At 72.3% G+C, this 20,563-nt stretch carries 21 protein-coding genes; 7 read left to right on the top strand and 14 right to left on the bottom strand.

Annotated features, from left to right (window positions below; translation table 11 throughout):
• The first annotated feature begins 31 nt into the window (after window positions 1-31).
• The 3 genes from AC0665_RS31620 to AC0665_RS31610 are packed head-to-tail and all read left to right on the top strand — an operon-like array spanning window position 32 to window position 1,118.
• Entirely contained in the window at window positions 32-286 is a 255-nt protein-coding gene (locus AC0665_RS31620) for an acyl carrier protein (RefSeq protein ID WP_363119550.1), read from the top strand.
• A 1-nt stretch (window position 287) separates the two neighbouring features.
• The gene (locus AC0665_RS31615) at window positions 288-767 is read left to right on the top strand and encodes an SRPBCC family protein (RefSeq protein ID WP_468412265.1); all 480 of its coding nucleotides are present in this window, start codon (window positions 288-290) and stop codon (window positions 765-767) included.
• Between the two features lie 18 nt (window positions 768-785).
• A complete protein-coding gene (locus AC0665_RS31610) occupies window positions 786-1,118 on the top strand; it encodes a TcmI family type II polyketide cyclase (protein WP_363119548.1) in 333 nt (110 codons plus the stop codon).
• A 112-nt stretch (window positions 1,119-1,230) separates the two neighbouring features.
• Here AC0665_RS31610 and AC0665_RS31605 read toward each other — a convergent pair whose 3' ends face one another.
• The 6 genes from AC0665_RS31605 to AC0665_RS31580 form a co-directional block, all read right to left on the bottom strand.
• On the bottom strand, window positions 1,231-2,259 hold the full coding sequence (locus tag AC0665_RS31605) for a methyltransferase (RefSeq protein ID WP_468638933.1): 1,029 nt from the start codon (window positions 2,257-2,259) through the stop codon (window positions 1,231-1,233).
• 99 nt (window positions 2,260-2,358) lie between these two features.
• Window positions 2,359-3,462 carry a right-handed parallel beta-helix repeat-containing protein gene (locus tag AC0665_RS31600; protein WP_478706333.1) on the bottom strand — a complete coding sequence of 368 codons (1,104 nt, stop codon included), beginning with the start codon at window positions 3,460-3,462 and terminating at the stop codon, window positions 2,359-2,361.
• A gap of 74 nt (window positions 3,463-3,536) precedes the next feature.
• On the bottom strand, window positions 3,537-3,992 hold the full coding sequence (locus AC0665_RS31595) for a hypothetical protein (RefSeq protein ID WP_468638937.1): 456 nt from the start codon (window positions 3,990-3,992) through the stop codon (window positions 3,537-3,539).
• A gap of 267 nt (window positions 3,993-4,259) precedes the next feature.
• Window positions 4,260-5,513: a serine hydrolase domain-containing protein gene (locus AC0665_RS31590; RefSeq protein WP_478706332.1), complete on the bottom strand. Its 1,254-nt coding sequence runs from the start codon at window positions 5,511-5,513 to the stop codon at window positions 4,260-4,262.
• A gap of 133 nt (window positions 5,514-5,646) precedes the next feature.
• Window positions 5,647-6,822, bottom strand: a complete 1,176-nt coding sequence (locus AC0665_RS31585) for a spore photoproduct lyase family protein (RefSeq protein ID WP_468638940.1) — start codon at window positions 6,820-6,822, stop codon at window positions 5,647-5,649.
• A 145-nt stretch (window positions 6,823-6,967) separates the two neighbouring features.
• Window positions 6,968-8,125 carry an FAD-dependent monooxygenase gene (locus tag AC0665_RS31580; RefSeq protein ID WP_478706331.1) on the bottom strand — a complete coding sequence of 386 codons (1,158 nt, stop codon included), beginning with the start codon at window positions 8,123-8,125 and terminating at the stop codon, window positions 6,968-6,970.
• Between the two features lie 76 nt (window positions 8,126-8,201).
• On the opposite strand from AC0665_RS31580, the gene AC0665_RS31575 reads away from it, so the two are divergent.
• Window positions 8,202-8,759, top strand: a complete 558-nt coding sequence (locus tag AC0665_RS31575; RefSeq protein ID WP_478706330.1) for a TetR/AcrR family transcriptional regulator — start codon at window positions 8,202-8,204, stop codon at window positions 8,757-8,759.
• Window positions 8,760-8,880: 121 nt separating this feature from the next.
• Here AC0665_RS31575 and AC0665_RS31570 read toward each other — a convergent pair whose 3' ends face one another.
• The 5 genes from AC0665_RS31570 to AC0665_RS31550 form a co-directional block, all read right to left on the bottom strand.
• Window positions 8,881-9,078, bottom strand: coding sequence for a hypothetical protein (locus AC0665_RS31570; protein ID WP_363119540.1), 198 nt, complete (start codon window positions 9,076-9,078; stop codon window positions 8,881-8,883).
• Window positions 9,079-9,207: 129 nt separating this feature from the next.
• The gene (locus tag AC0665_RS31565) at window positions 9,208-9,729 is read right to left on the bottom strand and encodes a hypothetical protein (RefSeq protein WP_478706329.1); all 522 of its coding nucleotides are present in this window, start codon (window positions 9,727-9,729) and stop codon (window positions 9,208-9,210) included.
• A gap of 189 nt (window positions 9,730-9,918) precedes the next feature.
• A complete protein-coding gene (locus AC0665_RS31560; RefSeq protein WP_478706328.1) occupies window positions 9,919-12,606 on the bottom strand; it encodes a winged helix-turn-helix domain-containing protein in 2,688 nt (895 codons plus the stop codon).
• Between the two features lie 127 nt (window positions 12,607-12,733).
• Entirely contained in the window at window positions 12,734-13,588 is an 855-nt protein-coding gene (locus AC0665_RS31555; RefSeq protein WP_478706327.1) for a class II glutamine amidotransferase, read from the bottom strand.
• Window positions 13,589-13,643: 55 nt separating this feature from the next.
• Entirely contained in the window at window positions 13,644-14,135 is a 492-nt protein-coding gene (locus AC0665_RS31550; RefSeq protein ID WP_478510565.1) for a DUF7144 family membrane protein, read from the bottom strand.
• A gap of 428 nt (window positions 14,136-14,563) precedes the next feature.
• Here AC0665_RS31550 and AC0665_RS31545 point away from each other — a divergent pair, with 428 nt between their 5' ends.
• Complete coding sequence (locus AC0665_RS31545; protein ID WP_366051463.1) at window positions 14,564-14,857, top strand: WhiB family transcriptional regulator; 294 nt, start codon at window positions 14,564-14,566, stop codon at window positions 14,855-14,857.
• A gap of 498 nt (window positions 14,858-15,355) precedes the next feature.
• On the opposite strand, the gene AC0665_RS31540 is transcribed toward AC0665_RS31545, so the two are convergent.
• Both AC0665_RS31540 and AC0665_RS31535 read right to left on the bottom strand, forming a co-directional pair.
• Window positions 15,356-16,939: a glycerol-3-phosphate dehydrogenase/oxidase gene (locus AC0665_RS31540; RefSeq protein ID WP_478706326.1), complete on the bottom strand. Its 1,584-nt coding sequence runs from the start codon at window positions 16,937-16,939 to the stop codon at window positions 15,356-15,358.
• Window positions 16,936-17,553 carry a TetR/AcrR family transcriptional regulator gene (locus AC0665_RS31535; RefSeq protein WP_478706325.1) on the bottom strand — a complete coding sequence of 206 codons (618 nt, stop codon included), beginning with the start codon at window positions 17,551-17,553 and terminating at the stop codon, window positions 16,936-16,938. Before AC0665_RS31535 ends, AC0665_RS31540 begins: the two co-directional genes overlap by 4 nt.
• A 65-nt stretch (window positions 17,554-17,618) precedes the next feature.
• On the opposite strand from AC0665_RS31535, the gene AC0665_RS31530 reads away from it, so the two are divergent.
• Both AC0665_RS31530 and AC0665_RS31525 read left to right on the top strand, forming a co-directional pair.
• The gene (locus AC0665_RS31530) at window positions 17,619-19,220 is read left to right on the top strand and encodes an FAD-binding oxidoreductase (RefSeq protein ID WP_478706324.1); all 1,602 of its coding nucleotides are present in this window, start codon (window positions 17,619-17,621) and stop codon (window positions 19,218-19,220) included.
• Between the two features lie 86 nt (window positions 19,221-19,306).
• Window positions 19,307-20,188 (top strand): diacylglycerol/lipid kinase family protein, encoded by an 882-nt coding sequence (locus AC0665_RS31525; protein ID WP_478706323.1) that lies wholly within the window; start codon window positions 19,307-19,309, stop codon window positions 20,186-20,188.
• A gap of 10 nt (window positions 20,189-20,198) precedes the next feature.
• Here the strand turns inward: AC0665_RS31525 and AC0665_RS31520 are convergent, their stop codons facing one another.
• Entirely contained in the window at window positions 20,199-20,540 is a 342-nt protein-coding gene (locus AC0665_RS31520) for a hypothetical protein (RefSeq protein ID WP_478608772.1), read from the bottom strand.
• Between the last annotated feature and the right edge of the window lie 23 nt (window positions 20,541-20,563).

Below are 20,563 nucleotides of genomic sequence, written 5' to 3'. Positions count from 1 at the left end.
GCGTCGCGAAGCAGGAGAGAAAGGGAACGGCATGACTGACCGCATCACTGTGGAAGAGCTGGCCGAACTGATGAAGAAGTGTGCCGGTGCCACCGTCACACCGGAGGAACTCCGCCGCGACGGAGCGGTCTTCGAATCGATGGGCGTCGACTCGCTCGGCCTGCTGGGCATCGTGGGCGAACTGGAGAACCGCTACGGCACCCCCATGCCGCCGGACGCCGAACGCTCCAAGTCGCCCCGGCAGTTCCTCGACCTCGTCAACAGTGCCCTCATGGCAGGAGCGTGACATGGCGGGACACACGCAGAACGAGATCACCATCGCGGCGCCCCTGGACCTCGTCTGGGAGGTGACCAACGACCTGGAGAACTGGCCGCGGTTGTTCAGCGAGTACGCCTCCGTCGAGATCCTCTCCCGCGAGGGCGACAGGACGACCTTCCGGCTGACCATGCACCCGGACGACAACGGCACCGTGTGGAGCTGGGTCTCCGAGCGCGAGCCGGACCGTGACACGCTCACCGTCAAGGCCCGCCGGGTCGAGACGGGGCCGTTCGCCCACATGGACATCCACTGGCGGTACGAGGAGGTACCGGCCGGCACGCGGATGGTCTGGACGCAGGACTTCGCGATGAAGCCGGACGCGCCCGTCGACGACGAGTGGATGACGGACAACATCAACCGCAACTCGAAGGTGCAGATGGGCCTGATCCGCGACCGCATCGAGAAGATCGCCGCGGAACGCGGTGCGAGTGCCGGTCTGACCGACTGAGCCGGACGGAGAACCCCCATGCACCAAGCCCTGATCGTCGCCCGGATGGCCCCGGGATCGGCACCCGACATCGCCAAGGTGTTCGAGGAGTCCGACCGCGGGGAGCTGCCGCACCTGGTCGGCGTGACCCGGCGCAGCCTCTTCCAGTTCGGCGATGTGTACATGCACCTGATCGAGGCCGAGCGCGAGCCCGGGCCGGCCATCGCCCGGATCACCGGCCATCCCGAGTTCCGGGACGTCAGTGAGCGGCTGTCCGCGTACGTCAGCGCGTACGACCCGGACACCTGGCGTTCCCCGAAGGACGCCATGGCGCAGCGCTTCTACCTCTGGGAGCGCGACGCGGCCGGCTGATCACCGCCGGCCTTCGACGGTCGCCGGGTCCGCAGCGTCGCGGACCCGGCGACCGTCGTTGTACGCCCCGGCGGGAGTTCCGGGATCACCGGGTCCCGCCGGGGCGGCCGGTTCAGCCGGGGATGTGGCAGTCGAACGCGTGCAGATAGGGATTGACCGGACTGATGTCGTCGATGATCAGGCCGGCTTCGGTGAGGCGGTCCCGCATGCTCCGGGTGGTGTGCTTCGCGCCGCCCACGTTGAGGAGCAGCAGCAGGTCCATCGCGGTGCTGAACCGCATCGAGGGCGAGTCGTCGACGAGGTTCTCGATGACCACCACCCGGGCCCCGGGGCCGCCGGCCTCGCGGACGTTGCGCAGCGTGCGGGTGGTGCTCTCGTCGTCCCACTCCAGGATGTTCTTGATGACGTAGACGTCGGCCTTCACCGGTACGGCCGTGCGGACGTCGCCCGGCACCACGTCGGCGCGGTCCGCGAGGTCACCGCCCGCGCGCAGCCGCGGCACGGCGTTCTCCACCACCCGGGGAAGGTCGAGCAGCGTCCCGCGCATCTCGGGGTACTTGTCCAGCAGGCTCGCCACCACGTGCCCCTGGCCGCCCCCGATGTCGGCGACCGACGCGCACCCCGTGAGGTCGAGGAACTGCGCGACGTCGCGCGCCGACTGCACGCTGGAGGTCGTCATGGCGCGGTTGAAGACGTCCGCCGACTCCGGGGCGTCCTCGTTGAGGTAGGGGAAGAACTCCTTGCCGTACAGGTCCTCCACCACGTTGCGTCCGGTGCGCACGGCCTCGTCGAGCTTGGGCCAGACGTCCCAGGTCCACGGCTCGGTGCACCACAGCGTGATGGCGCGCAGGCTGTTGGGGTCGTCCTCGCGCAGCAGCCGGGAGACGTCCGTGTGCGCGAACGTCCCGTCCGGGCGCTCGGTGAAGACGCCGTAGCAGGACAGGGCCCGAAGGAGCCGTCGCAGCGGGCCGGGTTCGGTCTTCACCGTGGCCGCGATGTCCTCCACGGCCAGGGGGTCGTCACCGAGGGCGTCGGGGACGCCGAGCCGGGCGGCCGCGCGCAGGGCGGCGGCACACGCCGCCCCGAATGCGAGTTCCCGCAGCCGCATGGACGGAGGTGGAGCGGGCTGAGTGGTCGTCATGTGCCGCCTTCCTGTGGGGTTCCAGCCGGGTGTTGTGCAGCGCGGGGGCCCCTGGACAGCCGTGGGGCTCCCGGGTTCGCGAGGCTCGGCGGTGTGCGGTCAGCACAGTCCGGCGGGCTTGGACGACAGGCAGGAGTTGCCCTGGAACGTGTTGCCCTTGCCGGGGTCCGTGTTGACCAGGTCCGCCGGGGAGTTGCCGCTCAGCAGGTTGTCGCTGATCCGGTTGCGCTCGCTGGTCGTGCCGACGAAGCTCTTGAAGACGACGATGCCGCCCGAGAGCGGGGAGTTGCCGCTGTTGTCCCTGATCACGTTGTGGGTGATCAGGTTGTCCTCGGTGCCCGTCAGGACGATGCCTGATCCCTGGAGGGCGTCCAGCCGGGCGGTCTTCGGACAGGACTTGTTGTTGCGCTCGATGCGGTTGTCGCGCACGGTCACGAGGCCGGCCTTCGGCTTGTTCTCGTCGCCGACGACGAAGACTCCCGCGCAGTTGCCGGTGAGCCGGTTGCCCGCGACGGTCAGGTTGCGCAGCCGGCGGACGGTGACGCCGATCCGGTTGCCTTCCAGCCGGTTGCCCACGACCACCGTGCCGCCGGTGTCCGTGGCCCCTTCCTCCTCCGTCACCGTGTTGGCGAGGAAGAGACCCGCGTCGCCGTTGTCCCGGGCCGTGTTGCCGCGGAACACACTGCGGTCCGAACGCTCCGTGGCGATGCCCCACACGCCGTTGCCGACCGCGGTGACGTTCCGCACGGTCAGCCCGTCGGCCTCCCGGGCGTAGACGCCGGTCTTGCCGAAGCCGGTCACCGTCAGGGAGGCGACGGTGACGCCGTCGACGGCGTGGTCCTTCGTGCCGGTGACGCAGATGCCGTTGCCGGCGGCGGCACAACTGCCCGCGGCCTTCTCGACGCCCGACCGGCTTCCGGCACCCGAGGCGGCGGTGGCGGTGTTCGCCCGCGGTACGAGCACCGTGCCGTGGCCCATGCCACGCAGGGTGAGTCCGGGCGTGGTCACGTCGACGCTTCCGTGGTGGGTGCCGTAGGCCAGCAGCACGGTGTCGCCCGGCCGGGCGTTGTCCACCGCCTTCTGGATCGATTCCCCCGGCTTCACCAGATGGAGCGTGTGAGCGGCGCTCGACGGGGCGGCCCCGAGGCTCGTCCCGAGCAGCGCCGCCGTGCACGACAGATACGCGATATGGCATTTGTTCATACCGCGCAGGTTATGTCCACAAAGGCCCGGAAACGGTGCGATGCGCCATCCGGCGGCGTGGCCCTGCGGACACGTCATCCCCGCGGTGTGGAGTCGGGCCGAGCCGTGTGGTCGGGGTGCCCGCCGGTGCGCCGTTCCTCCTTGAGTTCGGCCTCGTACAGGTGGTCCCTGCCGTCGGCCAGTTCCTGGCGCGCTTCCCGTTCCGTGGCTTTGAACGGCTCGTAGTACGTGGCGTTGTAGGCCTCGACGATCTGGAACGTCCAGTGCCCCGGAATGACGTTGCGGCCGATGACGTCGCGCCGGATCCGTTCCGCCCACTCGGGGTGCCCGGCTTCCCGCATCAGCCTGGTCGCACGGTCCAGCTCGAAGTCGGCCCCGCCCGTCAGCTGATGGAAGGCATAGAGGTGACCTCGCGCGCGCTCGGTCGTCTCCAGGGCCTTGGACAGGGCGCCCAGGGCCTGGACGGTGGTGTCCGTCATGCCGGGCGGTCGGCGATGGGCCGCGTCGGGTCCGTCGTGGTGATCATTCATGTAGGACTGCATGCCCGGTCGGCGCGTGCTCGGATCGCCGTCATTCGGGCGGTGCGCACCCGTGCGCCGGACCTCGGCCGCACAGGGGGTGCATCCGGCACACGGAGTCGCGTCGAAGAGGGAACAAGGGTTCGGGACGGTGTCCCGTTCGAGTGCCCGCCGCACGAGGGATACGGGAGGCGGCGCACTCCCGGGCCCCCTGGCGCGGCGGCGCCGGGGGCCCGGTCCGAGGCGCCTCGCGGCACGCGCTGGTGACGCCGGTCCGCCTCAGCGGCGTTGCCCGCCGAGCAGGGTGCACACCGCGTTCTCCTCGATCGTGCGCAGCCGCTCCAGCAGATCGGGGTTGAGTGTCTTGTTCACCTGCGTGGTGAGCGAGAAGGTGAGGGACGCGCGGCCGTCGGGGGTCGCGGCGATCAGCTGGGTGTAGCCCGGGAAGTTGCCGGTGTGTCCGAGTACGACCCCGCAGCGGGTCTCGTAGCGGAAGATGCCGAGCCCCGCCTTGTTGCGGCCGGGGCCGGCCGGTTCGGAGGCTCCCTCGACCCAGCGGCGCTGCTCGCGCAGCACGTCCGGCGAGGTCAGGCGTCCGGAGGCGTAGGCACGGACGAAGCGCGTCATGTCCGCCGGAGTGGAGACGATCCCGCCCGAGGCCCAGACGCCGGACGCGCTGAGCACCTCGCTGACGTCCTCGGGCGGCTGGGGCGGTTCGATGACGTAACCGTGCATGTACGGCTCGGGCATCTCGTAGCCCTGGGGGAGGCTGGTGTCGCGCAGCCGGAGCGGCCGGTAGACGATCCGCTCCAGCAGTTCCTCGTACGGCCTGTGGGTCACGGCCTCCGCCATCAGCGCGACGGCGATGTTGTCCGAGTTGGAGTACCGGTACCGGGAGCCGGGGCGGAAGCGCAGCGGTTCGTCCGCGACGAAGTCCAGCAGGCGGCGGGGGTCGAAGGTGCGGCGCGGGTCCGACTGCAGCAGCTCCGCGAACTCGGGGTCCTCGGTGTAGTCGGGCAGGCCGCTGGTGTGGTTCAGCAGCTGGCGCAGGGTGACCGACCGCCAGGCGCGCGGCAGCTGCGGCAGGGTGCTGCCGATGGTGCTGCCGAGGCCGAGCGCGCCTTCCTGGACCAGACGCAGGGCCACGGCACCGCTGAACGCCTTGGCGGTACTGGCGATCCGCATGTGGTCGGTCGGTTCGATGGGGCGGCCCGTCTCCAGGTCGGCGACACCGGCGCGCAGAACACGCGGGGTGCCGTCCCGGCGCAGCACGACGATCACGCCCGGGGGTCCTCCGGGCGTGGTGACGAGCTCTTCGAGCTGTTCTCGCAGGGCGCGTTCACCGCCGCCGGAGTGGGTGCCGGGGCCGTCGGGGATGCCACCGTCGGTGGAGCTCGCCGCCGGGGCCAGGAGCAGGCCACCGAGGAAGGAGGCGCCGAGCAGGGCGACGACGGACAGGCGCCGCAGGCGGGCGCGAGGATCGGCACCGGTGCGGACACGGGTGCGCGGGCGGGGGAGGGCAGTGTTCGGCATGGAGGTCCCGGGAGGATCGGAGGGCTTGAGCACCTCAGCATCGGCCGGGACCATGCGCACGCGCTCGGCGAGCTTGCTCTGTCCGGCCGTGCGGCGTCCCCCGCGGGCAGGGGCCGGTCAGCCCTTCCGACGCTCAGAAGGCGTAACGCACGCGCAGCCACGGAGCGTGGCGCTCGATGAGGGTGCGCAGGCCCTGCACCGCCTCCCTCTTGACGGTGTTGCGGTAGCGGAGGTTCATGGCGCCGTTCTCGGACCGCTTGGCCTGCTGGAGTTCCGGTCGCCACAGGACCTCCTCGGCCCGGGGGTGCCAGCCGAGGTTGACATCATGGAGCTCCCGGTTGTGGGTCAGCATGATCACCTCTGCGGCGGCCTGCTGTTTCACCCGCCGGGGCAGCACGTCGTCGAGGTGGATCAGCAGCTCGGCCCAGGCTTCTTCCCAGCCCGGGCGGATGACCACGGGGGAGAGGTTGAAGTGGACCTCGTACCCGGCGTCCAGGAAGTCCGCCGCGGCGCCGATGCGCTCGGCTACCGGCGAGGTGCGCACATCGAGCAGCCGGGCGTCGTCCGGCGGCATCAGCGAGAAACGGACACGGGTGCGGCCACGCGGGTCGAGGGCCAGCAGGTCGGGGTTGACGAACTTGGTGGCGAAGGACGCCTTGGCGGTGGGCCACTGCCGGAAGGCATGCACCAGATCCGCGGTGTTGTCGCAGATCAGCGCGTCCACCGAGCAGTCGCCGTTCTCCCCGATGTCGTACACCCACGCCCGGTCGTCGCACTGGTTCGGCTCGGGCTTGGGCCCCTGCCGCGCCACGTGCCGGGCGAGGTGGGCGATCACGCGGTCGATGTTGGTGAAGACGGTGATGGGGTTGGCGTACCCCTTGCGCCGGGGCACGTAGCAGTAGGCGCAGGCCATGGCACAGCCGTTGGAGGTGCCGGGGGCGATCCAGTCGGCCGACCGGCCGTTGGGGCGTGTGGTGAGGGTCTTCTTCTCGCCCAGTACCAGCGTCTCTCCCTTGATCCGCACCCAGCGCTCGATGTTGCCCTCGTTGCCGTGCAGCCCGGGGATGCGCCAGTGGGACTCCACCGTCGTCACCCGGGCGTCGGGGAACCGGGCGCTGATCTGCCGCCCGCGGGGGGACGCGGCCGCCGCGGGCTCGGCGTAGATCTCCCGCACGGGCAGCAGCCTGCGGGCCGCGGCCGAGGTGCGGAAGGAGGGCCGGTGGTCGGCGGGGGCGGGGGCAGGAGTGAGGGCGTCGAGCCCGAACAGAGCGCCGGAGTCGTCGTCCGGGCCGCCGGACGGGTGGTGCATGGGTGCTCCCGTGCGGTTCGGTGCGAAGGGACGAAGCAGGTCCCCGTCACTTAACTGTACGGGGCACACATCGTCGGCGCGTCCCGCCCGAGTCGCGGGACGGCCGGGCGCGACCAGCCGCCGGGAGCGTGCGGAGCCGCGCTGCTCAGCCGAGGTGCGGCGGGCTCCACTCGTGATGCCGGAGGATCATGCGCACGGCGGCGCGGGAGGGCGTCAGCCGCATCGCAGTGTTGCGCAGGGCGACGGGCACCGGGTGGGCGAGCCGGTGACCCAGCCGTCCGGCCTGCCGGGCGGCGCGTGCGACGGCTTGACTGCGGGGCCGGCGCACGGCGTCGTACCGGGCGAGCGCGGCTTCCGTGGAGGGCTCGGAGGCGAGCGCGGCGACCAGCGAGACCGCGTCCTCCAGCGCCTGGCAGGCCCCCTGTCCCAGGTTCGGGGTCATCGCGTGCGCCGCGTCCCCGAGCAGCGCGATCCGGCCGACCGCGTACGAGGGAAGCGGTGTGCGCAGTTCGTTGACGTCGTGGTGCAGGACGGCCTCGGGCCGGGTCGCGTCGAGCAGGGCGGGGATCGGGTCGTGCCAGTGGCCGAACCGCCGGCGCAGTTCGGCCAGGGGGTCGCAGAACCGCGTTCCCGCCGGAAGGGTCAGGACCGCGTGCCACTCGGCGCGCCCGTCCCGGAAGGCGATGTGCCCGAACTCGGCGCCGCGCCCCCAGGTCAGCTCGAAGTCGGTATCCAGGTCGACGGCCTGTTCCGTCACGGCGCGCAGTACGGTCGAGCCGCTGTACACCGGGCCGGGATGGGAGGGGAAGAGGCGCTCGCGGACCTTGCTGCCGATGCCGTCGGCCGCCACCACCAGGTCGGCCTCCAGGACGGCTTCGCCGCACCCGACGCGAACCACCCCGGGCCCGACCTGCCGGACCGACCCGGCCTCGGAGCCGATCAGCAGGGTCTCGGCGGGCAGGGCCTCGCGCAGCAGCCGGTGCAAGTTGGCGCGGGGTATGCCCATGATGGGCGTGCCGACCGCCTTCTCCAGGGCCGCACCGTCCATCCGGGCCAGCCAACCGCCCCGCGGTGTGCGGGTGCCGCCGCTGTACTGGCCCCGTGACGCCTCGCGCACGGCCTTGCCGACGCCGAGCGCGTCCAGCGCTCGCAGGCCGTTGGCCGCCAGTGAGATGCCGGCCCCCACGTCGTCGAGCACGGACGCGCGCTCGACGACCGTCGCCTCCCAGCCGACGCGGCGCAGACCGATCGCGGCGGCCAGCCCACCGATGCCGCCTCCGATGATCACCGCTGTGTCGCCCATCGCGAACCCCCACTTCTCCTTCTACACCTGTAGAAGGAGGACCCTATCCGAAGCTCTACAGGTGTAGAAAGGAACCATGGCTACCGAACGGCGCACCCTCCTCGCGGACGCGGCTCTCGACGTACTCGCCGACGAAGGGATCCGCGGCCTGACCCACCGCGCGGTGGACCGCCGGGCCGCCATGCCCCCCGGTACCACCTCAGCCTACTTCCGCACCCGTGCCGCGCTGCTCACCGCGCTCGTGACGCGCCTGGTCCAACTCGACCAGCGGGAACTGCACACGACGGCCGAGCGGCTCCCGCCCCTGAGCACCCCCGAGGACCTGGTGAACGGCCTGACGCTGCTGGTACGACAGCGGCTCACCGGCGAGGGCCGCCGCCGCTCACTGGCCCGCTACGCCTGCGCCGTCGAGAGTGTGCGCGACCCGGAACTGCGGGAGATCCTCACCCCCCGCGAGAACGCCGGGCGCGCAGCCGTCCGCTCGTTCCTCGCCGAGCGCGGCGTGACGGACGTCGAGAGCCGCACGCACACGCTGCTGTCCTGCGTCGACGGGCTGGTCTTCGACCGGCTCGTGAGGGGGGGCGAGGTGCCGCGCGAGGCCCTCGAAGGCCTGGTGGCCGCGGCCCTGCGGTAGGCGGAGCAACCGGGCGGGGGCGCCGGCCCTCCCTTAGCACCTGCGGTCCCCGCCTTACCGCTCGCCGGTGGCGAAGACGTGGGTGACCGGACAAGAGGACGGAGCACACGTCCGTCATGGGTCATTCCGGTACCGGCCGCATCTCCACGACACGCAGTCCCAGTGACTGGCAGCGGGCCAGCAGCCCGTACAGGTGCGCTTCGTCCACGACGGGGCCGAACAGGACCGTCTGACCGGCCATCACCACATGGCCCAGCTCCGGAAACGCTTCGGCCAGAGTCTCCGACAGGCGTCCCTCGACGCGGATCTCGTAGCGCACGAACTTGTCCTCCCACGGCTGACCGGGACAGGCGGACGGCGCCCTCACCGCTATCGTCCGCTTCCGTGCCGGTCCGAACCTCACCCGGAGCAGGTGACCCCGGTGGCCCGCTCGGTGGCGGACGCCGGATCAGTGCTTCAGTACGATCTTGAAGGCGATGATGAGCAGGCCGAGCAGCAGGTTGACCGAAGCGGTGACGACCATGAGCCGCGGCGAGGCACCGGCGCGGCGGGCCGCCGCCAAGGACCAGCCGACCTGGCCGGCCACGGCGACACACAGAGCCAGCCAGCCGGCCCCTCGCACATCCAGCCCCAGGAGCGGGCTGACGGCCACCGCGACGGCCGGTGGGACGGCGGCCTTGACGATGGGCCACTCGTCACGGCACACGTGCAGGACGAGGTGGCGGTCCGGAGTCTGCTGCGCCAGGCGTGCCCCGAACAGTTGGGCATGGACGTGCGCGATCCAGAACACCACTCCGGTGAGCAGCAACAGCACCACCAGCTCGGTGCGAGGGAACGAGCCCAGGGTGCCGGCGCCGATCACCACGGAGGCGGCCAGCATGGAACCGTAGACGCCGCCCGTGTAGTCCGCCCTGGCGCGTCGTTCCGCCCGGCGCTTGCTGCGGCTCGCCGTGGCGGTGGTCTTGGACATGATCGGCTCCATGTGCCTCAGGGAGTCGGGGCGTTCGCTCCGGGCGGAGCGTCAGCGCCCTGCTCCGGCGAGCGGCTGCGGCCGGGGGCGGTGAGCGGGTGCGGGGTGACGACGAAACCGGCCGGCGTGAAGCCACCGGTGTCCAGGATCGCGGCCTTGACGAGACGACGGCCTCTGCACCGGCGCGGCTCACAGCATGCGAAGGTCACGCGCGCGGCGTACCGCTTCGCTTCGCCGGTTCACCGCCAGCTTCCGGTAGACGCTCTTGAGATGGGTCTTCACGGTGTTCACCGACAGGTACAGATCGGCGGCGATCTCCTCCGTCGACATCATCCGGGCGACGCGCTCCAAGACGTCGTGTTCGCGTGCGCTCAGCTCCCCGACCACGAGTGGAGCGGCCGGTGATGGTGGTCCGGGCCGCTCACCTCGGCGCGAAGCGGTGGGCGTCAGCCAACCCGCCGCGAGTTCGTGCAGTGAGGCCGAGGCCAGATGAGGCCGGATCCACGCTCCCGCGTCCAGGAACGGACGCCGCAGTCGCTCGCGCCGGGCGTCGAGGAGCGCCCGTGCCAGAAGCTTGCGGGCAGCCGCCGTGTCTCCCGCCGCGTCGGCGGCCCGGGCCCTCACCAGCGCCGCCCGCACGGTGACGGCGGGGCCGGTCCGTTCCTCGGCATGGACGCTGTCGAGCAGTGCGAAAGCCGCCGCGGTACGCCGTGCGGCCAGCTGGATCGAAGCGGCCTCCACGGCACACACGGGCTGGTCGCCGGAGACCGCCCGGAGCACCTCGGCCGCTTGGTCCGGCCGTCCCCGGGCCAGGTGGGCGGCCGAGGTGACGAGCGCTTCCTGACTCGTCGCCCACGGCGAGGGCACGGCGGCCGGAACGGCCGGGTCCGCCGCCTCCACCGCGGCCCGGATCTTCCCTCTGGCCATCAGGAGGCGAGCCGCGGCGTGGGCCCGCCCCGCCGCCATCACCGGATCGCGCGTGGCGAAGGGGAGATCGGCCGTTGCGTCGAGGAGGGCCTCTGCCCGGTCGAGTTCATCGCGGTCGACAGCCACCGCCGCCAGGACCAGCCGTCCGATCTCCGAGCCGGACGGCCGGGGCGGACGGGTCCGATCCGCCTCGGACACCGCCGCCAGTGCCTTGTGCTCCGCCCGGCCGGGCCATCCGTCGAGGTAGTCGAGCAGGGCCAGGTGTCCCAGCGCCTCCTTACGGGGCGCCTCGGAGGACGCCCCGACGGCAGCCGCGGCCACGGTGGTCAGGACGGCGCGCGCGTCCTCGAAACGCCCGGCCCACAGGAGTGTTGAGCCCACATGGGTCAGCAGGAGGGCGGTGAGTTCGGGATGCCTGTCGAGCAGGTGGGATGGTACTTCCTGCCGCAGTTCCGCGGCTGACTCGGCGGCCTGCTCCACCTGTGGGGTACTCCCGGTCAGCCGGGCGGCCGTGGCCTCCAGCAGCGCGCAGCTCAGCCGGGCGGCCGCCAGATCGCGGCTGCCGTCGGCGAGCTGCTCCTCGGCGTGGCGCAGGCTGGCCAGGCCATGGTCCAGGTCGTGGCGGGACAGGTCGCGGGCGGCACGCACGAGGTCCGTGGCCGGGCTTGTCGCCTCGGGGCCCATACGGGAGAACAACCGCGCCAGGTCGTGCGCGTCGGGGCCGGTGAAGAGCCGTCCGATCGCGAGGTCGCCGACGAGGGCATCGGCGGCGAGGTCCCAGTCGTCCGCGGCCGCGGAGTGGGCGAGTGTCTCCGGCAGGTGGCCGTGACGCCGCAGCCATCGCGCGGCCCGCCGGTGGAGTTCCGGCTCCAGCCCGGGCAGGCGGACGCGCAGGTGCGCGCGCAGTATCTCCCTGAACAGCGGGTGGAGCTGGTAGGACGAGTGCCCGAGGCGTTCGACGAACGCGTTGTCGCGGTGCAGGCGGGCGAGGATGGGCTCGGCATCGACGCGGCGGGTCAGCGCGTTGGCCAGATCGGGACAGAATCGCTCCAGCACGCTGACGCGCAGCAGGAGGTCCTGCGTCTGTCGCGACCGCCCCTTGAGGACCTCGGCCAGCAGGAAATCCGCGACCGAGCTGCGGTCGGCTTCGAACTCCTTCAGATAGAGCTCGGGGTCGGGGGTCTCCCTGGCGGCCAGGGCGGACAGGCTCAGCCCCGCGGCCCAGCCCCGCGTGCGCTCGACCAGGTTCCGCACCGCCTGGAGCGGAACATCCACACCGTGCAGATCCAGCAGTGCGCCGGCCTCTTGGGGAGTGAAGGCCAGTTCGGCGGAGCGGATCTCCGTCAGTTCGCCGACCGCCCGGTAGCGGTGCAACGGCAGCAGTGGTTCGGTTCGTGTGACCAGCACGAGGCGCAGCCCTTGGCCGGCGTGGCGCAGGACGAACTCCAGTTGCTCCGCGACCTTCGTGTCGGCCACGCGGTCGTACTCGTCGAGCACGAGGAGCACGGGCCGGTCGCGGTCGTTCAGCTCGGCGGCGAGTGCCGACAGCAGTCTGCGGCTCACCCTGGAGGCCTGGGCAGGTGTCCCGACCGCCTCGGACACCGGGGCACCACAGGTGCGCAGGGCTTGCAGGACATACGCCCAGAACATGCCGGGGCGGCGGTCTCCGCTGCTGAACGAGAGCCAGGCGACCGGCGGGCTCACCCCGGAGCCCCACTCGGCGGCCAGCAGGGTCTTGCCCGCTCCGGCCGGGCCGTTGAGCAGCGTCAACGGTGTCCTGCGGGCCTGGTCGAGGTGGTCGACGAGCCGCTGCCGCCGCAGATACGTGCGAGGCCTCGCGGGCGGAGCGAACCTGGCACGCAGAAACGGATCGCCCAGCGGGTCGGTGTGCGGCAGGGCCACGCCGAGGGGAATCGCCGATCCTTGAGCGTTCTCACCGACTTCCGCCACGGCGCTCCTCACCCCTGTCCGTCAGGGCCACGTCACGGGCAGCGCTTCCTCCCTCAGCATCCCAGCCCTCCTGGCCATGCGCGCGACAGACCGGGCCCCACCCCGCTGACCTGCATCGGAAGGCGGATCAGAGGCGGGCCGAACCTGGTGGGGCGTCGGGCTGGAACGTGTGGAGCACATCATGGCCCGGCTGGATGACGCCGTAGGTGCCCTCCGGGACTTCGTTCCAGGCGCCCGGGAGATCGCCCAGGGGCTCGGAGACGACGAGACGGGTCTCTTCGGAGATGTCCCGCAGAAACTCGGCGTCCGGGTGCAGCGCGCGCAGCGTTTCCACCCTCGTGCTGAAGTACAGGGACCGCGCACGGCCTTCACTGGCGTAGCGGAAGGCCCACACGCGCTCGCCGTCGGCCACGGCGACGGTCATCTGGAGGGGGTGCTGGACGCCGTGGGCCCGGCCCGTGCTCTCGATCATCCCCACCATGCGTGCCACCGCGCCGGGCGGATCCTCCTCCAGACCGTACGTGAGCGCCAGATAGAACATGAGCTCGGAGTCGGTGGAACCCTCGATGTCGGCGTAGAGCGCCGGGTCGACGGCCATCGCCAGGTCACGCCGCATGAGCCGGAAATCCTTGATCATGCCGTTGTGCATCCACAGCCGGCGCCCGTGGCGGAACGGGTGGCAGTTGGACTGCTGCACGGCCGTTCCGGTCGCCGCCCTGATGTGGGCGAAGAACAGACCCGAGCGGACGTGGTGCGCGACCTCCCGGAGATTGCGGTTGTTCCACGCGGGGTCCACGTCACGGACGACACCCGGGGCGGCGACCGTGTCCGGGGCGTACCAGCCGATACCGAAGCCGTCCCCGTTGGTGGTCTCCACCCCCAGGCGTGAGTGCAGACTCTGGTCGATCAACGAGTGCGCCGGATCGAACAGCACCCGGCTCAGCAGGACGGGTGTACCCGAGTAGGCGATCCAGCGGCACATCTCCGCCTCCGCTGCTGTGGTGTCGTGCCTGGTCGTGGAAGGTCCGGTCGTCCGATCAGCGAGGAGGGCGGGGCGAGGCCGTGGGGCGGTACACCTCGTCGCGTTCGCGCCAAGCCCCTTCCTCCGACGGCTCGAGGAGGTTCTCGCGCGGCACTACGCACAGAGCCCAGATGATGAAGCCCGACAGCGCGATCATGATGATCGACCAGACCGGGTACTGAGGCAGGGACAGGAAATTGGCGACGATGATGAGCCCCGCGATGGCCACGCCGACGACACGGGCCCACATCGCCGTCCTGAGCAGCCCGAGACTCACGATCACGGCGAGCACACCCAGGGCGAGGTGGATCCAGCCCCAGCCGGTCAGGTCGTATTCGAACACGTAGTTGCGGGTCGTGACGAAGATGTCGTCCTCGGCGATGGCCATGATGCCGCGGAAGATGTCGAGCAGGCCGACCAGGAAGAGCATCACTGCCGCGAAGGCGGTCAGGCCGGTGGCCCATTCGTTCCGCGCCCGATGTGATGGTTGGGTGTGTGTCGAGCTCATCGTGCGCCTCGTTTTCGATGCGGAGCCTGGACGTTCCACGGCGAAGGCTCCTCCAGGGAACGGTTCGGTGTCCGCACCAGCGTGCGCACGGCAGAAGCCGAGTGGCTTCACCCGGCGCGGGTGAGTGCGCGACGGCCGACGGAGAAGCTGAGCGTCCTGGACTCGGGGGTGTCTTGGCATGCGGCCGCGGTGCGTGCGATGCCGAGGGCAGAGTGCACCGCCGGGGACCGGCGGACGCGGCCTGGTGGCACGCAGTCGGTGCCGGCCGCTGCGAAGTGTCGAAGCCGCGCCGGCGTCACTGCTCGGACTGACCGTTCCCTTGCGCCCCGGCCGCTGCTTACAGTGGGCGGTGCGACCCCTGCCGGGCCTGTGGTGCCGTGGTGCCGCAGCCACCTGCCGGCCTGGTCGGCAGCAAGCAGAGGTGTGCCATGCCGTGTGACCGTCCTTTCTCCCACGCCGGAGCCGACCGGCCGAACGCCGCACGCGCGTGGCTGCGCGAGGCCGCCTGCGTGGGTGTGGATCCCGAGCTCTTCTTCCCGCTGGTCGAGCGGGACGGTGACCCCCAGGTCACCGAAGCCCTCGCCGTGTGCCGCTGCTGCCCGGTCCTGCTTCCCTGCCGCGTCTGGGCCATCGAGCAGGGGGAGGACGCGGGCATCTGGGGCGCCACGACCGCCGCGCAACGTCGGGCCATCCGCCGGGCCCTGCTCGCCGGAGGGCCGTAGCGGGCGGGTCGGCGCAGCGCAGTCGGCCACCGACTCGGGCCGTCAGGCGACTTCAGCTCGTGGTCGACGGCGGGCCCGGGCCGCCCGACGGCTTCAGCTCGCGGCCGATCTCCGATCCGGGCACCCGGGGGCTTCACCGTCGCAGCGGATGGGCGACCGGCTCCGGCTCCGGCTCGCGGTCGGTCGCTGCTCGGGGCGCCCGGCGGCTTCAGCTCGCGGCCGATCGCCGACTCCCGGCGCGTCTCCGGTGGCCCGCCCGGGCCGCGTCTGCGCGGTGGGCCACCAGGAACTGGCCCCGGGCCTCGGGGGGGGCTTCACCGTCGTAGCCGATGGTCCATCGGCTCCAGCTCGTTGCCGATCGCAGGCAAAGGCCGCCCGACGGCTTCACTCGCGGACGGTCGCCGGCCCGGACCCCGTGGCGTCGGCGTCGCAGCCCATCACCGCCCCGGGCCGACGGCTTCAGCCCCGCCGCCGATCACCGGCCCCGCCCCGACGGCCTCAGCCCCGCGCGCCGAGGGTCTCCCCGACCAGCCCGCGTACAACCTCCAGCGCCTCGGCCCGGTCCGCCGGGACCAGTCCGATGCGTGTGCGCCGGTCGAGCAGGTCCGCCTCGTCCAGGGCGCCCTCGTGCCGCAGGGCCCAGAGCACTTCGGCGCCGGTGACGGGGTGGCCCGGGACGACGGGCTCGCCCAGTCGTGGGTCCCGCACGGCCAGGGCGTGCACCGCCGGTGCCTCGGTGCCGTAGCGCTGGACGAGGCGGCGGGGTGCCCGCAGCCCGGCCAGGGTCCGGGGGGCCGCGGCGCCCACCAGTGGGAGTGTGGCCGTGGGGGAGGGGCCGACGGCCAGTCCGCGGGCGCCGACCGCGGCGTCCACGGCGTCCTCGGCCATCCGGCGGTACGTGGTCAGCTTGCCGCCGACCACGCTGACCACGCCCTCCGATGAGGTCAGTACCGCGTGCCGGCGCGAGATGTCGGCCGTGCGCGAGGCCGCGCCGGGCTGCGCCCCCGCAGTGGTGTCCAGCAGGGGGCGCAGCCCGGCGAACGCGCCGACGACGTCGCCGCGGTGGACGGGGACGTCGAGGACGGAGCCGAGGACGTCCAGCAGGAAGCCGATGTCGGTCTCCGGGACGTCGGGCACGTCGGGGACGGGCCCGTCCAGGGGTTCGTCGGTGAGCCCGACGTAGACACGGCCGTCGTCCTGGGGCAGGACGAGGACGAAGCGGTTGGTCTCGCCGGGGATGGGGATGTGTAGGCCCGCGGGGAGTGGGCCGATGTGTTCCGAGCGCAGGACTAGGTGGGTGCCGCGGGAGGGCCGGATGCGGATGCCGTCGACGAGGTCTCCGGCCCACACCCCGGACGCGTTGATCACCGCCCGGGCCCGGATCTCGCCTTCCTCACCGGTGAGTTCGTCGCGTACGCGGGCGCCGGACCCGGTGAGTTCCAAGGCGCGGGTCCGGGTCAGGACGCGGGCGCCGTGCGCGGCGGCGGTGCGGGCGAGGGCGGTGACGAGGCGGGCGTCGTCGGTGAGCCGTCCGTCCCAGGACAGCAGGCCGCCGCGCAGTCCCTCGGGGCGCAGTGCGGGGGCCAGGTGCCGGGTCTCGACAGGGGAGAGCCGGCGCGGGCCCGGCAGGGTGGCGCGGGCCGTGCGGACCGACAGCCGAAGGGCGTCGCCGGCCCGGAACCCGGCCCAGGCCAGCGCGGCCTGCCCGCGCGAGACCAGTCCCGTCAAGGGGAGGACGAACGGCTGGGGGCGCACCAGGTGGGGAGCCGTCCGCTCCATCAGCACCCCGCGTTCGACGGCGCTCTCGTGGGCGACGTCGAACTGCGCCGAGGCCAGGTAGCGCAGCCCGCCGTGGATGAGCTTGGAGCTCCAGCGCGAGGTGCCGAAGGCCAGGTCGTGGGCGTCGACGGCGACGACGTCGAGGCCGCGCGCGGCGGCGTCCAGGGCCGCTCCCGCACCGGTCGCGCCGAGGCCGACGACCAGCAGGTCCACCACGCGGCCGTCGGTCGCTTCGGTCAGCTCACGGATGCGCCGGGCAGCGGACAGGGAGGCCCCGTCGGCCGGGACGGTGGTCTGGCTCATGGGGTGAGGGTCCTCTCCAGGACGGTGCGCAGTTCGGCGAGAAACGCCGCGGTGGTGAGCTCTTCGTCGTCCTCGTCGGTCATGGTGCGCAGGGACAGGGCGAAGGACTGCAGGATCAGCAGGACCGTCCGCGCCTGGCGTTCGGCGGGGGCCTCGCGCACCGAACCGTCCGCGTGCCCCTCGCGCAGCGCCCCGGCGAGCAGCTCCAGGAGGGCTTCCTGGCTGGCGCCGCGCCGGTCCAGCACGTAGGGCAGGAGCAGTTCGGGGTCCACGTCGACGATCTTCTGGAAGAGCGGGTGGGCGCGGAAGGCCGTCACGCCCGCGACCAGGCCGTCGATCATCGGGGGCCGTGTGCCCAGTTCCGGCCGGCTCTCCGGCATGGCTCCCATGGCGACCGCGATCCATTCGCGCGTCATCAGGTCACCGACGAGTGAGCGGACGTCGGGCCAGCGCCGGTAGAGCGTCATGCGCGAGACGCCCGCACGGCGGGCGACGTCGGTCATGGTCGTCCGGCGCACCCCGACCGCGAGGACGCAGTCGCGGACGGCGTCGAGCACCACATCGCTGTCGGAGGACTTCTGCTGGGCCGAGGCGTTGTGACGATTAGGCGTCATGTGTAACAGTGTAACGGTCAGAGCCGCTCCAGCGGCACCCCCCGACGACGGCGAGGACGACAGGCATGGACATGCTGTGGAACGGCTGGGGCGACCCGGCCAGGGCGACGCCGCTGCCCGACACCGTCACAGGGCTGCTGCGCGACTGGCTCGGCGTCAAGCCGCAGCCCACGGCATCCGCCCGGCTGGAGGAGATCGCGATCCCCACGCCCGCCCTCGGGGACGCCGTCCTTCACGCCCTGCGCGCCGCACTCGGCGACCGGGCGGAGGGCGTCCGCACGGACACCGAGAGCCGCATCCGGCACACCCGGGGCAAGTCCACCCCGGACCTGCTGCGCATCCGCGCCGCCGACACCACCGACGCCCCCGCGGCCGTCGTCCTTCCGCGCAGCCACGACGAGGTGCTCGCCGTGCTCGGTGTCTGCGCCGAACACCGCCTCGCCCTCGTCCCGTTCGGCGGCGGCACCTCCGTCGTCGGAGGACTCGCACCCACCGGCCGCGTTCCCTTCGTCGCCCTCGACCTGCGGCAGATGAACCGCCTGCTCGACATCGACCCCGTCTCCCGGACCGCCACCCTCCAGCCCGGTCTGCGCGCACCCGAGGCCGAGGCACTCCTGGCCGGACACGGCTTCACCCTGGGCCACTTCCCCCAGTCCTACGAGTGGGCCACCATCGGCGGTTTCGCCGCGACCCGCTCCAGCGGGCAGGCCTCCGCCGGCTACGGCCGCTTCGACGAGATGGTCCTCGGCCTCACCCTCGCCACGCCCGAGGGCACCCTCGACACCGGCCGCGCGCCCCGTTCGGCCGCCGGACCCGACCTGCGGCAGCTGCTGCTGGGTTCGGAGGGCGCCTTCGGCGTCATCACCTCCGTGACCGTCCGCATCAGGCCCGTTCCCCGGTCGCGCCGCTACGAGGGCTGGCGCTTCGCCTCCTTCGACCAGGGCGCCGCCGCCCTGCGCCGGCTCGCCCAGGACGGCCCCCGCCCCACTGTCCTCAGGCTCTCCGACGAGACCGAGACACTCATCGGCCTGGCCCAGCCCGACGCCATCGGCTCGGCCGCCGAGCAGCAGCACAGCGCCGGATGTCTCGCCGTGGTCGGCTTCGAAGGAACCGAGGAGGACACCGCACAGCGGCGGACGGCGGTAGCGGCCGTACTCACCGACTGCGGGGGCGAGTTCGCGGGCGACGAGCCAGGACAGCGCTGGACCCACGGCCGCTACTCGGCTCCGTACCTGCGCGACTCGCTCCTCGAAGCGGGCGCGTTCGCCGAGACGCTGGAGACCGCCGCCTACTGGTCGAGGCTGCCGGGCCTGTACGCGGCCGTCCGCGAGGCGCTGACCACCACGCTCACCGAGAACGGCACCCCGCCCCTGGTCATGTGCCACATCTCGCACGTCTACGAGAACGGCGCCTCGCTGTACTTCACCGTCGTCTCGGCACAGGGCGAGGACCCGGTGGCGCACTGGACGCGCGCCAAGCACGCCGCGAACGAGGCGATCCTCGCGGCGGGCGGCACGATCACCCACCACCACGCGGTCGGCACCGACCACCGCGACTGGTACGTACGGGAGGCCACCGACCTCGGCGTGGCGGCGCTCCGGGCCGTCAAACGACGCCTGGACCCGCACGGCCTGCTGAACCCCGGCGTCCTGCTGCCGACCGACTGACCCACAGCGCCGCTCCCCGCACGCGCGCGCAACACCCCCTGACCAGACGACAGCCCGGCACCACCCGCCGGCCCGGAGGCACATCGATGCGACAGTTCACCGCCGTCGTCAACCCCACCGCGGGCGGAGCCACCAGCGCTGCGGCGCTGCACAAGGTGGCCCGTCTGCTCCGGGAGGCGGGTGCCGAGCTGGAGACCGAGTACAGCCGCAGCCTCGCCCACGCCCGCGAACTCGCCCGGCACGCCGGGGAGCGCGGCCGAGTGGTGCTCGCCGTCGGCGGCGACGGCATCACCGGCAGCATCGGCGGGGCCCTCAGCGGCACGGGCGCACTGTTCGGCCTGGTCCCGGCCGGACGCGGCAACGACTTCGCCCGGGCCCTCGGCCTGCCGGGCAACCCCGACGGCGTGGCCCGGGTCCTGCTGCACGGCACCCCGCGTGCCGTGGACACCATCGAAGTCACCTCGTCCGTCCACGCCGGCACCGTCGTGCTCGGCAGCGTCTACGCGGGCGTGGACGCCCTGGCCAACCTCCACGCCAACCGCTCCCGCGTGCTGCGCGGTTCGGCCTCCTACTACGCGGGTGCCCTGCGCGCGATCAGCACCTGGCGCCCCGTCCGCTACCGGATCACCGTCGACGGTCAGGAGCACGCCTTCACCGGCTACACCGTGGTGGCCGCCAACTCCAGCTACTACGGCTCCGCGCGCCGCATCGCCCCCGAGGCCCGGCTGGACGACGGTCTCCTCGACGTCGTGACGATCAGCGACGCGCCACGCCGCCTGTTCTTCACGCTGATGAGGGAACTCGACACGGGCGCCCATGTCCACCGTCCCCAGGTGCGGGTGATACGCGGCCGTGAGCTGCGCATCGAGGCGGACAGGGACCTCCCCTACGGCGCGGACGGCGAGATCGAGGCCACCCTCCCGGTCACGGCCAGGGTGCTGCCCGGCGCCCTGCGAGTGCTGTGCTGAAGCGGGCCTTTCACGAAGACGGCCCGGGCGTCGGCAGGACTTCTTCGAACGGGGCGTCGTCGATGGCGTCCCGCATGGCGTCGTCGAGGGCCTTCTCGGCGTCCTCGCTCGCCAGGTACTCCTTGATCGCCTCACCCGCGAGGCGCTTCAACGTCCTGTCGTCGATGCCCGCGCACTCCGAGGGCTTCCGCGTCCGGGGGGTGTCGTCGCCGGCGGCGACCGTGTCCCGGTACTGCTCGTAGACGGCCTTCTTGCAGGCCTGCGGATCCGCCTCGGCCTCGGTGCCCGCGCAGGCGGTGAGTGCGGCGAGCAGCAGCGCGAAGGCTGCGGTGAGTGTCGTACGAGTGCGCATGATTCCCCCAGGGTGCCTCTGCC

Source organism: Streptomyces sp. NPDC043685, from assembly GCF_056436585.1.
This window is presented reverse-complemented; position numbering and strand designations above follow the sequence as displayed.